The sequence below is a fragment of the Metabacillus litoralis genome (assembly GCF_020524045.1).
In the GTDB taxonomy this organism is placed as follows: domain Bacteria; phylum Bacillota; class Bacilli; order Bacillales; family Bacillaceae; genus Metabacillus; species Metabacillus litoralis_C.
The window spans coordinates 98,529-111,813 of sequence record NZ_JAIVKL010000002.1; the positions used below are offsets into that span (position 1 = coordinate 98,529).

At 34.4% G+C, this 13,285-nt stretch carries 11 protein-coding genes; 1 reads left to right on the forward strand and 10 read right to left on the reverse strand.

Annotated elements, in window-relative coordinates; genetic code table 11:
• Window positions 1–374: 374 nt before the first annotated feature.
• From LC076_RS03890 to msrB, 7 genes are all read right to left on the reverse strand, one after another.
• The gene (locus tag LC076_RS03890) at window positions 375–1,799 is read right to left on the reverse strand and encodes a dihydrolipoyl dehydrogenase family protein (protein WP_226666341.1); all 1,425 of its coding nucleotides are present in this window, start codon (window positions 1,797–1,799) and stop codon (window positions 375–377) included.
• Between the two features lie 15 nt (window positions 1,800–1,814).
• Window positions 1,815–2,399 (reverse strand): CDP-alcohol phosphatidyltransferase family protein, encoded by a 585-nt coding sequence (locus LC076_RS03895; RefSeq protein ID WP_226666342.1) that lies wholly within the window; start codon window positions 2,397–2,399, stop codon window positions 1,815–1,817.
• A 10-nt stretch (window positions 2,400–2,409) separates the two neighbouring features.
• Window positions 2,410–3,066: a TVP38/TMEM64 family protein gene (locus LC076_RS03900; protein ID WP_226666344.1), complete on the reverse strand. Its 657-nt coding sequence runs from the start codon at window positions 3,064–3,066 to the stop codon at window positions 2,410–2,412.
• The gene (locus LC076_RS03905) at window positions 3,067–4,026 is read right to left on the reverse strand and encodes an ABC transporter ATP-binding protein (protein WP_226666345.1); all 960 of its coding nucleotides are present in this window, start codon (window positions 4,024–4,026) and stop codon (window positions 3,067–3,069) included.
• A gap of 1 nt (window position 4,027) precedes the next feature.
• Complete coding sequence (locus LC076_RS03910; RefSeq protein ID WP_226666346.1) at window positions 4,028–5,698, reverse strand: ABC transporter permease; 1,671 nt, start codon at window positions 5,696–5,698, stop codon at window positions 4,028–4,030.
• Window positions 5,676–6,926, reverse strand: a complete 1,251-nt coding sequence (locus LC076_RS03915; RefSeq protein ID WP_226666347.1) for an ABC transporter substrate-binding protein — start codon at window positions 6,924–6,926, stop codon at window positions 5,676–5,678. The genes LC076_RS03910 and LC076_RS03915 overlap by 23 nt, the downstream gene beginning before the upstream one ends.
• Window positions 6,927–7,524: 598 nt before the next feature.
• Window positions 7,525–8,649 carry a peptide-methionine (R)-S-oxide reductase MsrB gene (msrB, locus tag LC076_RS03920; protein ID WP_226666348.1) on the reverse strand — a complete coding sequence of 375 codons (1,125 nt, stop codon included), beginning with the start codon at window positions 8,647–8,649 and terminating at the stop codon, window positions 7,525–7,527.
• A 211-nt stretch (window positions 8,650–8,860) separates the two neighbouring features.
• Here msrB and LC076_RS03925 point away from each other — a divergent pair, with 211 nt between their 5' ends.
• Window positions 8,861–10,141, forward strand: coding sequence for an MFS transporter (locus LC076_RS03925; RefSeq protein WP_226666349.1), 1,281 nt, complete (start codon window positions 8,861–8,863; stop codon window positions 10,139–10,141).
• A 200-nt stretch (window positions 10,142–10,341) separates the two neighbouring features.
• Here LC076_RS03925 and LC076_RS03930 read toward each other — a convergent pair whose 3' ends face one another.
• From LC076_RS03930 to LC076_RS03940, 3 genes are all read right to left on the reverse strand, one after another.
• Entirely contained in the window at window positions 10,342–11,082 is a 741-nt protein-coding gene (locus tag LC076_RS03930) for an ABC transporter permease (protein WP_226666351.1), read from the reverse strand.
• A gap of 19 nt (window positions 11,083–11,101) precedes the next feature.
• Window positions 11,102–11,818 carry an ABC transporter ATP-binding protein gene (locus tag LC076_RS03935; RefSeq protein ID WP_226666353.1) on the reverse strand — a complete coding sequence of 239 codons (717 nt, stop codon included), beginning with the start codon at window positions 11,816–11,818 and terminating at the stop codon, window positions 11,102–11,104.
• Between the two features lie 760 nt (window positions 11,819–12,578).
• On the reverse strand, window positions 12,579–13,019 hold the full coding sequence (locus LC076_RS03940) for a cell wall hydrolase (protein ID WP_226666354.1): 441 nt from the start codon (window positions 13,017–13,019) through the stop codon (window positions 12,579–12,581).
• Between the last annotated feature and the right edge of the window lie 266 nt (window positions 13,020–13,285).

Here is a 13,285-nt window from a genome sequence, read left to right on the forward strand (position 1 = left end):
AAGTATTTTAACTAATGATCAACCCGAATTATAATATGATATTTCAATTAATCATTCGCCTTATATTTTGTGTTTTTATTTGCTGTCATCAATAGATTTTTTGATTTTTTTATACTAATTCCAACAAATAGTGGAATGGAGCGGAAGACACTCGGGCACCTACTTAGAATTGAGGAAAGGCTGAGACCCCGCAGGCATGCCGAGGACGCTTAGCTTCCTCCCCGTGGAAAGCGAGTGTCTGCAGCGCAATGGAACGAACTTGTTTCTTTCAGCTTAATTGATTAATAGAACAAAGATGCTCTGCGAATAAAATTCATTACTAATTTAATATATTTAAAGCCTTAGAAATATTAACGTTATATTCATGGGTCATATCATCTAAACCATTTAATATATTTCTTTGTTAATTTAGGAAAAATGCCACTAAATAATTTTTCACGCCAGTATAAATCGGCTGTTCGTTGGATCGCTGCAGCATGATTAGGATATGGATAAATCATTTGAGATAAATCACCGATTTTTTTCCTTTGCTTGATTGCGTAAATTACCGTCTGCATCCAATCGCCTGCACCTTTACCAATTGCATGAGCTCCAATGATCTTACCCTTTGAATTTGTCAGTATTTTAATGCTTCCGTTTGATTGATGATCTGCTACAAAACGATCTACATCATTTAGAGGTATTTCATACTCAGAATACGTTATTCCTTTTTCTTTAATCTCATGCTCAGTTAAACCAATATGAAAAATTTCAGGATCTGTATAAATAATCCATGGAATTTGTTCATAATTCATTTTTTTCGGTATTCCGAGAACAGCGTTTTGTACAACCGTTTTCCCTTCTTCACCTGCCACATGTGTAAAAGCGAATTTCCCATTCACATCTCCAACGGCATAGATATGTGACACACTCGTTTGTAACTTCGCATTTGTTGTGATGTAACCCTTCTCATTCTTCGTAACACCTGCATTTTCTAAACGAAGGGTATCACTGTTTGGTGTTCGTCCAACAGCCACTAAAATTTCATCCACTTCTAGCTTAGACATCACGCCATTTTTCTCAACAGAGACAATCTTTTTATCGTTTCGTTTTTCAACATGTACAACATCTGAATCTAGTAAAATAGTTAATTCTTTTTCTAGCAGTTTTCCTGCAACATTTCTAATTGATTGATCTTCTTTACTTAGCAACGTTTTACTTCTTTCAACAACCGTTACATTTGATCCAAACCGAGCCATTGCTTGAGAAAGCTCTAATCCAACCGGCCCAGCACCAATAACGAGTAAATCTTTTGGAAGCTTTTCTTGATTAAAAATGTTTTCATTCGTCAGAAAACCAGCTTCTTTCAATCCTTTTATAGGAGGAATAAAAGCTCTTGAACCTGTAGCAATGACGATTCTCTTTCCATATATTACATCATCATTGATCTTCACTGTATGATCTGAAGTAAACACACCTAAACCTTTATACAAATCAATTCCCATGTTTATAAAGCGTTCATCAGAATCATGATGTTGGATCACATCAATGGAGCTTTTGATACGCTCGTTAATTTTCTTTAATGATCCTTCACCACTTACTTCTAAACCTAATTTCGTTGCTTTTTCTTTTGCTGAGTGGATCTCTTTTGCAGCTTTAATAAACGATTTAGAAGGAACACACCCAACATGTAGACAATCTCCACCAAGATGCTTTTCCTTTTCAATCAGCGCTACTTTCGCTCCTAATGAACTAGCACCAGAGGCTACAGTCAAACCGCCAGATCCACCACCAATCACAATCACATCATACTTTTTCAAGTTTACTCCTCCTTTCTATTTTGTTAACAATCTTTTCGCTTCATTTAATCGTTGAAATGCGGTGTAAAGTTCAACTACAAAGAATACGAGCGTTACTATCGTTAAATATGGAGTAAAAATAATCATCAAAGAAAATAAGATAAATCCCTCTGTTCGCTCTGCGAGTCCTGCTTGATAATAAAAGGACTTCATTCCTTGTTTTTCTGTTACTGCTCCAACTGTCAAAAAAATCGTCATCGATAATATAATTGACACACTTAGTAGCAATAATGCCCATTGTGATGCAGGAAATGCAAATGCTAACCCAAGAATCACGCTAATTTCCACAACACGATCAAATGTAATATCAAGAACTGTTCCCCAAGCGGATGGTTTTGTAAGTCGAGCCATCGTTCCATCAACTGCATCTAAAAACCCTGAAAACCATAAAACAACTACCGCTAAAACTAGTTGATTAAAATAAATAAGTAAACCTGATGTTGATCCGATCAGAAATGCAATCCACGTTACTTGATTGGCAGATAAGCCTAATTTCAGTAAACTTCTTGCTGTTTTTTCAATTGTTGGTTGTACATATTTCCTTCCATGCGTGTCAAGCAAAATTTTCACCTCATTTTGTTTCTTGTTTATCTAAAAAATTCTTAAATTTATTTTTAAATAAAACTGGAAAAATCATCACTAGTAAAAACAGCAGTATTGCCATTACAATGTTTAACAAATTGTTAGAAGTTGCACTAGCTCCTAGAAAGTTATAAGCAAATGTTCCAGGAATTATACCTAGTATTGTTGCTAATACAAAGTGACTAGTTTTTACGTTTGACAACCCAGCTGCATAACTAACTAAATCAAAAGGGAAAATCGGTAATAATCGAACTAATAGTATAGAAACAAAGCCATTTTTTTCTACTAAACTTTTTACTTTTTCGATTCGTGGACGAGTTTTTTTCTCTACCCATTTCCCCCCTACTTTCCGTGAAAATAAAAAAGAGAAATAGGCTCCTAGTGTTGCACCTATAATTGTTAACAATGTTCCGTAAAATGGTCCAAACGCCAAGCCACCTGCAAGTGATAAAACAGATGCAGGAAATAAAATGAAAGGACGTACCGAATACAAAGCAATGTAAATGATCGGAGCGAGAATTCCTAGTGAGAGGATCCATTGCTTAATGATTTCAGGACTAAAATCGATTACATGTTGATTTAAATAATAAAAAGTTGGTATCAAAACGATGATCAGTCCTATTAGGATACTTCTCTTCCTTTTCATTTACTTCCCACCTTTTAGCTTGTCTTTTTTGTATAGATACACTAATTTACCTTCTTGTGTGTTTTCTTTTCCTACCATCGTTAACTTTTCCTTCGTTTCTTTTACAGAAACAACAAGCTGAGCATTTCCATTTTGAAAATAGCTTTCTATTATTTCTGCTTTCCAAAACGGCTCATGTTCTAGAGGCTTTCTTTCAGATAATATTAATTGCTCGCTGGAAATAAATCTTTCATTTTCCCATAACCCACTTTGCAAAAAGCTTGAAACAAAACGATTGCTAGGATGATGATAGAGGTTCTCAGGAGATGCAACTTGTTGAAGTGTTTTTTCTCCTAATATCGCAACTCGATCACCAATCGCCATCGCTTCCTCTAGATCATGAGTAACAAATAACACAGTCATTTCTTCTTCCTTTAATAAGCGCTTCATCCACCTTCTCGTATCTTTACGAAGCTCTGAGTCAAGGTTTGAAAATGGTTCATCCAATAATAAAACTTTTGGTTTAACAATCAAAGAACGCCCTAAAGCAACTCTTTGCTTTTGTCCTCCTGAAATTTCATGTGGGAACCGCTTTTCTAAATTTACTAAACCTACCTTTTCTAGCATCAACTTCCCCGACTTTTCACGTTCTTTTCGTTTGATACCTAACATCTTTAACCCAAACGTGATATTGTCTAATAAATTCATATGAGGGAAAAGCAGCGAATCTTGAAACATGTAAACAACAGGTCGCTTTTGTGGTGGTATTCCTTTCATTGATATACCATCAATCAAAATTTCACCATAATCGTCATCACTAAGTCCTGCAATAGTTCGCAATAAAGTAGACTTTCCAACTCCTGATGGACCAATTATTGATAGTATTTCACCTTTATTTATAGATAGTTCGGAAATTGATAGAATTTGTTTATTTTCAAAGGACTTTGATATATTTTTTAACATGATATAAGAATCTTCCATATTACCACCTAGTTCTTTTTGTTGTTAGTTTTAATAGGAGTTCCATTAAAAACCATATGAATCCAGGAACGAAAACAAATAAAAGTGAAAAGCTAGCGATCAACGCATCGTCAGCTGAGTGAAAAAAGGGAAAATAAAGAATTGCCAAGGTTGTGACATTGCCTCCACCAATTAAGGCTGTTAATAAATACTGTCCTAATGAAATCACTGTTACTAAAAAAACAACACTTCTAAAGCTTTGAAGTAGCTGTGGTAGATAAATAGAATAGAAAATTTTAAACTTTTTAGCTCCAAGCGAAACCGCAATCTCTTCTTGTTTTTTACCTATTCTCTCAAAACCTGCTCGAAGAATTTTAACTGTGTAAGGTAATGTAGGCAATAAATGAACGATGATCACACCAAATATAGTATTAGCAAGACCCAATCGGATAAAGCTAAGATGAAGCCCCATTGCTACTAATAACGTTGGAATTAATATAGGTGCTAATAAAAGTGATGCTATCGTTGTTTTGCCTTTAAATTCATAAAATGCCATAGCTTTAGCAGCAGGTGTCCCAATTACGATATTTAGTAAAATGACACATGTGCTTATTCCAATTGACGTGAAAATTGCTTGGCCTATTTGAGTTTCTTGAGATAAAAGTAGCTCCCAAGTTCTTAAAGAAAATTCACTTGGGATAAGCTCACCATAATTCCATGTTTTTACGAAGCTTGTAACGAGTAATAAAAGGACAGGGATCATCGTGAACAAACATAAAAATCCAGCAATAATTGTTGATCTTTTTCTTATTTTTGAAATGATAATAGTCGATCCTTCTGTTTGACTCAAATGCCTTCTTTGTTTTTTGGTTATAAATAAAACAATCATCACGAGTAACAAAATTGTAAATGTTGTTAAGACCATTGAAGCAAATGCATAAGGCTGCCCGGACCAATCTGATCCGAAAAACCAATCGTAACTTAAAACAGAAAGCATTTTTGGATAAGTGACACCTAGTAAAGCTGGAACTTCATAAGCAGATAAAATGAAAGAAAAGAGAATAAAAAAGATTTCAATAATTACTGGAAACACATATGGCCATTCAACATGTTGAAACACAGTCCACTTGCTACCCCCCAATGTATAAACAAGCTCTTTTTGATTATATGAAAGCTGTTCATACACTGGCAGTAACATTAAAATCACAAAAGGAACTTCTTTTCCGATATACGTTAAAATGATTCCTAATCCAAAGGAATCTTTAACTAAGATTGGAAAATTAGTAGATTCATTTATGAAACCAATCGTACTTAAAACCGAAGAAAGAAAACCTGATTGTGATATTACTAAAAACACCATATACCCCCAGACAAAATGAGGAAACAACATTGGAAGCCATGCTACTAGCCTCGGGGCAAATTTCTTTAATACAGGATAACTACCCTTTACAATACCTAACCCAATTAAAATAGATGATAAGGTTGAAATTAATGTAATTCGTAAACTATAAAAAAACGAATCAATAAACTGGGCGTCAGTTAAAAGCTCCCAATAAAGTTGGAAACTAGGAGTATTTTTATATTGGATACTCTCTAAAAAAGCCATAACCAAACCATAACCTGTTAAAGAAATCGTGATTAGTAAAGCTGGTGTTAACAATAAAAAATGCTTATTTCGTTTGTACCACTTCATTCACCCAGTTCTCCTTAAGCCATGTCACATATTCAGCATGTATTTCAGGTTTCATGTACTTTTTTAACGTTTCTGCTGGTAAAACGGAATCACCACGATCAATTTTACTTAATTTTTCTTTGTCCTCTTGTGAAAGTGCTCCTGGATCAAGCGCTATATTATCTCCCCAATATGTTGAATCTAACTTTGCTAACTGTGCATTTGGAGAAAGCAAGAAATTAATAGCCACCATTGCTCCTTGTTTATTAGGACTGTTAAAAGGAATAGCTAAGAAATGAGTATTTCCTATTGATCCTGATTCTAAGATAAACGATTTTGTTGTTTCAGGAAAAATTCCGTTGTCAATGAACTTTTCAGCACGAGCTTCGTTATAGCCCATTGTCATCCACACTTCACCTTCGCTATACAATCGATCTAATTCATTCAAATCATTCGGATATGTTTGACCTTCACGCCATAGATATGGTTCTATTTCACTTAAATAATCCCACATCATTTGACTATTATCACTTGCAAACTGTTCATCATAGCCTTTATCAAGAATTTTTTGAACATCACCTACTGACTCATAAAATACTTGACGTAAAAACGCATTTCCTGTGAAATCGGTCGGATCAGGATATGTAAACTTCCCAGGGTTCTCCTTCACCCACCTCATTAGTTCGCTATAGGTTTTTGGAGGATTCTCCACTTTTGACTCATCATATTGAAATACAAATTGCACCTTTCCCCATGGTGCTTCAAAACCGTCAACTTTTGTTCCAAAATCGTATGTAACATCTAATGCTTCGTTATCTACGAATTCTTGTACATTTGGTAACTGATTAGAAAATGGTCCAAATAAAAGGTCATTTTCCTTAGCGTTTTTAAAGTTCTCTCCATTAATCCAAATAATATCCATATTACCCTTTGTTTGATTTGCTTTTTTCTCATTTCTTAATTTTTTTAATTGCTCTGGTGTATCCATTGCAACCCGCTCTAAATTGAGATCATATTGTTCTTTAAGTCGTGGGGCCACCCATTCATCCATATATCGGTTAATTCCTTCATCTCCACCCCACATGTAAATTCTAACTGTTGTTTCATTTGATTTCTGCTCTATATCAGACCAATCCGTATTCTTCAAATCATCAGGAGATGGAGAAGAAGTAGTCTGTGTATCGCTAGCACAAGCTGAAAAGATAACTAAAAATATAATACTCATAATACCCCAACAAATTCTTTTCATAGACTCAGCTCCTTTTCTTTAAAATGGTAAGTTATCAAAATCATTGCAAACACTTTATTCTTTCTTGTTCTCTAAGTAAGATTACATAAAATTCACATTTAAACCAAGAGCTACTCACGAATAATGTAGAATTAGGCAAAGCAAAACCATGAGAACGGAATTAGAGTGTTAGATTTTATAAAAGTATTGCTTTGCCGAATTTATATACCCTTAACATGTTATTGATGAAACCTAATAAGAGCGATCACAAAAAATAGTTGAGATGAACATAAATCTTTGCTGCAATAGGTTTTCATATTCATTTACCTTATGACGGACATTTCCGCGATCTTTTGAGACTGTTATGTCCTTGATCACCCTTATGACGGACATTTCCGCGATCTTCTAACACTGTTATGTCCCTCATCACCCTTATGACGGACATTTCCGCGATCTTCTAACACTGCTATGTCCTTCATTACCCTTATGACGGACATTTCCGCACTCTTCTAACACCGATATGTCCCTCATCTTTTGCTTTTCCCAATCAAAATAACAAACATTGAATAAAAGTTGGTGGTATTCTTCCTATCTTCCTAGATTCATAGCAAAATAACTCTTAATCAACAAACTCATCAAGAAATTCTCCATATCCTTGCTGTTCTAATTCATCTTTTGGAATAAACCTTAATGACGCAGAATTCAGACAATAACGAAGTCCTGTAGGCTGTGGTCCATCATTAAATACATGACCTAAATGAGAATCAGCATGTTTGCTTCTTACTTCTATTCTTTTTGTAAATAATGTATGATCCTCTAGCTCTACGATATTTTCTTTTACTAAAGGTTTTGTAAAACTAGGCCATCCTGTACCACTTTCATATTTATCTTTAGAACTAAATAGTGGTTCACCTGAAACGATATCAACATAGATACCTTCTTTTTTATTATCCCAATATTCATTATCAAACGCCTTTTCCGTATCATCTTCTTGGGTAACACGATATTGTATATCCGTTAACTTCTCTTTGAGTTCTTCATCTGTGAAACTTGGATATTGTGAGTTCGTTTTAGGTGTATACTTCCTGTCTTTTCCCCATGCTTTGTCGAGAAAATTATCTCTTCCTGAGTTATTTCGATAATATTTATAGCGAAGCTCATTTTTCTTATAATAATCCTGGTGGTATTCTTCTGCTTTGTAAAAGGTTTTAGCGGGTACAATTACTGTTACAATTTTTTCATCAAAACGACCAGATTCTGCTAACTTTTGCTTTGATTTTTCAGCGATATTTTTTTGTTCATTATTATGGTAGAAAATTTCACTAACGTATTGTGGGCCTCTATCAACAAATTGACCTCCAGCGTCGGTTGGATCAATTTGTCGCCAAAAAACCTCTAACAATTGTTCGTATGAAATGACATCAGGATCATATTCAATTTGAACAGCTTCAACATGACTTGTTTGCTTTGTTGACACCTCATCATACGTGGGATTTACTTCCTCTCCACCTGTATAACCAGAAATAACTGAATAAACCCCGTCTAGCTTCTCAAAAGGCGGCTCCATACACCAAAAACAACCTCCTGCAAACGTTGCTAGCTCATGATTTTGATTCACTTCATTCGTTTGAACGGCTTCACTGCCTACCGATTTCTGAGTCAAACTTTCATATACTTTCGGTCCTACAAATGCCCCGAGACCTAGTAGGAATACAAGTCCAATTACTAATGATAATTTTTTCATTGTCTACCTCCTTCGTCACGTTAAACACTTTTGATGTTATCTTCATCTTAACGTATGTAGCTATTATTATCTTCTTTTAACACTCACTATGGACTTACCCCAGCCTTTTAAAGGACGAACGCATGTAAGAATTCCCCAAAGTTCATCTCATTATTTGAAAGTGTTAGAGTATAATAGTGGAAGGTTAATTAAGGATTAGGAGCATGTGTAAATGGAAAAACAGAATAGTAGTTACAGATGGATTGTTTTTACGGTGGTGTTGTTTACTTATTTTTTAATTGTAAGTCAGCGGACAGCTCCTGGATTAATTACAGATCAACTTATGAAGGATTTTAATGTGACAGCTTCTACAATAGGTCTTTTGACAAGTATTCAGTTTTTAGCTTATGCTGGGTTACAAATTCCGATCGGGATTTTATCTGATCGTTTTGGTCCTAACTTTTTTCTTATAATTGGGACATTACTTAATGGAATTGGAACGATTATTTATAGTGTTGCATCAAGTGAAGTTTTGTTAATTGCAGCTAGGTCATTAGTTGGTATTGGAGATGCGACGATATGGATTAACTTGGTCCTTATCTTAAGTCAATGGTTTAAAGCTGGTGAATTTCTTAAATTACTTGGACTCGCTGGCATGACTGGAAGTCTTGGTTTTTTAATGGCGACTGTTCCTTTTTCCACTTGGATTGGATTATTTGGTTGGAGAGCGCTATTTTTCACAGTTGGCCTTATTTTATGCTTAACTAGTTTGCTGCTTTTCTTTGTGCTTGTGAAAATTCCAAAGAAAAAGCTATTACTTGAACCTCATAGAAATAATTCCGCTAAAAAAATAGAGCCTAAACGCGAAAAAATATTTTCGATATTACATCGGATTTTTTCTAGCCGTCAAGCATGGGCTACCTTTCTATGTCATTTTGGGCTTGTTGGTACTTATGTTGGATTCATCGGTTCGTGGGCTGTTCCATATGGAATGCATGTGTATGTGATGACTCGTTCTGGTGCAAGCCAGCTAGTGATGGTTGGTCTTTTTGGTGCACTTATCGGAGCATCTTTAACAAGTTGGCTTTCTGCAAAGTTTGAATCTATAAAACGTCCATATATTGTTGTTCATATGCTCGTTTTTTTAAGTTGGTCTACCTTTTTATTATTAGGAGGAAAGCCACCATTTTTTATGCTACTCGTTCTCTTCTTTTTTATTGGCTATGGAAACGGAGCTAGTGCATTGACATTTGCTGTTGTTCGTCAGTCATTTGATGTGAAAGAAGTTGGGGTTGTTTCAGGATTTGCGAATATGGGCGGATTTTTAAGTGCAGTTTTGTTACCGAGTGCATTTGGAAGAGTCTTAGATCATTTTCAATTGAGTGCAAGTAATACTGGATACAGCTTTGGTTTTATCATACCAATTTTATTCTCGATCATTGGCATCATCGGTGGAATGATGATTAAGGAACATTATCAAGAAGTTAAGCAACATAGAGAATTAACAAGTTAAACCAAATCAGAGAAAGCTAGATTATATTGTATCTAGCTTTTCCAATTTTGATCTAAAGATCTTCTTATTCATAAGTATAGGGAGCAGATCATCGCTGTTGAATTCAGTGACTTTTAAAAAGGCTCATCTACCACCATCTATATATCTATCTTTGCATATTAATCAACCTTATTCACAACACTTATCTTCTCCGCTTACACTCAATCCGACCAACGAAAAAACTTTGTCCCTATAACCGTAGCAACAACAAGTATTCCCGCTAGTACTGAGAAATCTACTATTGCACCTGAAGTAAAAAGGGTTCCGTTCCAGCCATCTCTTAAAATATTGACAACATAGGTGAGAGGTATGAATGTTGTCAATTTTTGCAGTACTTCTGGTAGAGCTTCTACTGGAAGTGTGGCTCCTGATAAAAACATCATGGGATACATCGCAATTAGAGCTATTCCTAATGCTGTTTGCATGCGCTTCGCTAAACTTGAAACAATAAACCCAATAGCGAAAAATGTAATGGAACAAAATGATAGCGCTAAAAAAAATTCAAAAGGATGTGCTGTTAAATTTGAACCAAAACCAAATTTTGAAATAAGTAAAATTTCAATGCACCCCACATAAATCGCAAAAAAACCTTTCACAATTGTTGCGGTAAAAATAGCCTTCTGATTCAATGGTGTTCCTTTTAATCGCTTATAAACCCCTTTTTCACGATCAATAACAATTTGTAGACCCATTGAAAAAAATGCTGTTGTAAAAATAATAATCGCGATCATACTAGGAATATATGCTTGAAAATAATCTAACCCATCATAAGTATTGCTCTGAAACATTAATGCTAAAACAATAAAGCTTACAGCTGGAACAATAAACGTAAATAGTACGGCAATTGTTTCACGGAAAAACAACGTTAATTCCATTTTTGTGTGAACTAAAATTGATTGCATATGTTAGGCCTCCTTTTTATCAACTGACTGCAAATTGCAAATAAACATCTTCCATTGATCCTTCTCCATCATTAAGAGAGCGAATTAAATTTTTAGGAACATCGCATGCAACAAGCTTACCTTTTTTGATAATCGCAATTCTGTCACAATGTCTTTGAGCTTCATCCATATAATGAGTTGAGAGGATCAGGGTTTTCCCTTCAGAACGATATTTATTTAAACAACCCCATAATTCAAGACGTGCCTGTGGATCAAGACCAGTTGTTGGTTCATCTAGAAAAATAATATCTGGATCATTTACTAATGCTAGTGCTAGTGATGTACGTTGCTGCCAGCCTCCTGATAGATTTTTTACATATTTATTTAAATAAGGCTCAAGACCAAGTGTTTCAATAATTTCCTTTCGATCTCTTTTTTTATCATAATAAGAGGAAAATAAATCTAATGCCTCTTTAACCTTAATCCGATCATATAGAGCTGTTTGTTGCAATTGAATTCCTATCTTTTGTTTAATTTCTTGTGATGAGTGATTCATATTCTTACCAAGAACTGTCACCGATCCTGAATCTGGTTTTTTTAGACCCATCATCATTTCTAAAGTTGTTGACTTGCCCGCACCATTTGCACCAATAATGCCAAGCACTTCTCCTTTATTTACAGTTAAGGATATTCCATCAACAGCAGTAACTTTTCCATAATTCTTAACGATATTTTCAACTTCAATGACGGTTTTCATCAATAAAACTCCTATCTACCATTTGTTTTATATGGTGTTTTTGCTTAGGCTAAAATTACTTTGTTACAAGGTAACATTAAACAGTACCAATTTCACAATTGAATTTTACCATCGCGACCTTTATGTACATTTATCTTACAATCACAATCTTAATTAAATCTTAACTTAAGCATATTTAACTATTAAGAATGCTGTTTTCACTAACTTTTTTGCTTTTAAATACCGGAAGCAATCACTGTATTAAGTCTAGCGGCATCTTTTCTTCATAAAATTGTACCCTAATAGTAGGAAAACACTGTTTTCACTCAAATTTTTCACAAAGCAACAATTGTTCAGAAAAGAGCCATTAAGAAATAGGAGTTACATGTCAAAACCGCTTTTTAAAAATATTTCCCCTCTGCATACACAACACTCCTATGAAATAGTCATGACAAAAATAAGTTACGATTATGATGTTAAGTTAAGGTAAAATTTGATTTACACCAAAATTTCGTTCCATTTTGAGCTTGATATAGACTTGATTAATGCTAAAAATAACCCCCCACAAATTGTGGGAGGTTATTTAGCAAATCAAATATGGATATAAATGTACTTCGTTTCTTTTTTTAGCAATTACTTTATGAACTTCTCAATTAAAAACCAGTTACCCAGTCTTCTTAGTAAAAATCAATCACCATTTCTTCATCATGTCAATTAAGAAAGTTTACACACTCCATATCATCCTATAGACAGAAGCTGATCAAGAAGCTTACGTTTTTACCTACCATAAATAAGCACCTTCGCATGTGTTAGCTATTGGTTCATAATAACAATGTTGTTTATATTGACCTGTTAATGGTTGATTATACCATGTAGGCGGACATTCAGCGTACGGATTAAAATACCAAAGAGCAAACTTGGAAGGATGTTCTCGCCAATAATCTAACGTTTGTTTGGCTAATTTTTTTTCTACACCTCTTGCTCTATTATAAAAAACATTTCCTTTTTGTACGGCTTCAAAAGAATAATTCCCACCTTGCCTTTGGTAAATGACTTGTCGTATTGATCTTAAATCTTTAAAATCTAAACAATTTGCTTTTCGACGATTGACAATTACATTACCAACCATAAGCATTCCTAGTTTCCCTTCACCTTCTGCTTCTGCCCTCATCATTCTTGCCATTAAGTCAACGTCACTATCGGTGTATTTTACTCTTGGCATTTTCATCACCTCTAAAAGAATTTTATTAACAAAATCCAACAAAAATGTTTACAGGATAAGTTTCAAAGGAAAAATTTATTCGCATAGAAATATAACTTCATACCATAACTTGTTTATCACTTTTATTTTAGAATTCTAGGAAGATGAAATCATACAATGATTAGTCTACAAATTTTTTCAAGATTGTCGTTAGATTAGTAAAAATGTACTTCAGATTAATATATGTTACATTTAACTAAAGAATAACTCCCTTCTTTTCATTCAAA

Bases quoted from the DNA above. Each gene is read 5' to 3' on its own strand.
- msrB (WP_226666348.1), bottom strand. From the start codon at position 8,649: ATGAAAAAATTATCATTAGTAATTGGACTTGTATTCCTACTAGGTCTC.
- LC076_RS03910 (WP_226666346.1), bottom strand. From the start codon at position 5,698: ATGAAGTGGTACAAACGAAATAAGCATTTTTTATTGTTAACACCAGCT.
- LC076_RS03900 (WP_226666344.1), bottom strand. From the start codon at position 3,066: ATGAAAAGGAAGAGAAGTATCCTAATAGGACTGATCATCGTTTTGATA.
- LC076_RS03935 (WP_226666353.1), bottom strand. From the start codon at position 11,818: ATGAAAACCGTCATTGAAGTTGAAAATATCGTTAAGAATTATGGAAAA.
- LC076_RS03925 (WP_226666349.1), top strand. From the start codon at position 8,861: ATGGAAAAACAGAATAGTAGTTACAGATGGATTGTTTTTACGGTGGTG.
- LC076_RS03930 (WP_226666351.1), bottom strand. From the start codon at position 11,082: ATGCAATCAATTTTAGTTCACACAAAAATGGAATTAACGTTGTTTTTC.
- LC076_RS03940 (WP_226666354.1), bottom strand. From the start codon at position 13,019: ATGCCAAGAGTAAAATACACCGATAGTGACGTTGACTTAATGGCAAGA.
- LC076_RS03905 (WP_226666345.1), bottom strand. From the start codon at position 4,026: ATGGAAGATTCTTATATCATGTTAAAAAATATATCAAAGTCCTTTGAA.
- LC076_RS03915 (WP_226666347.1), bottom strand. From the start codon at position 6,926: ATGAAAAGAATTTGTTGGGGTATTATGAGTATTATATTTTTAGTTATC.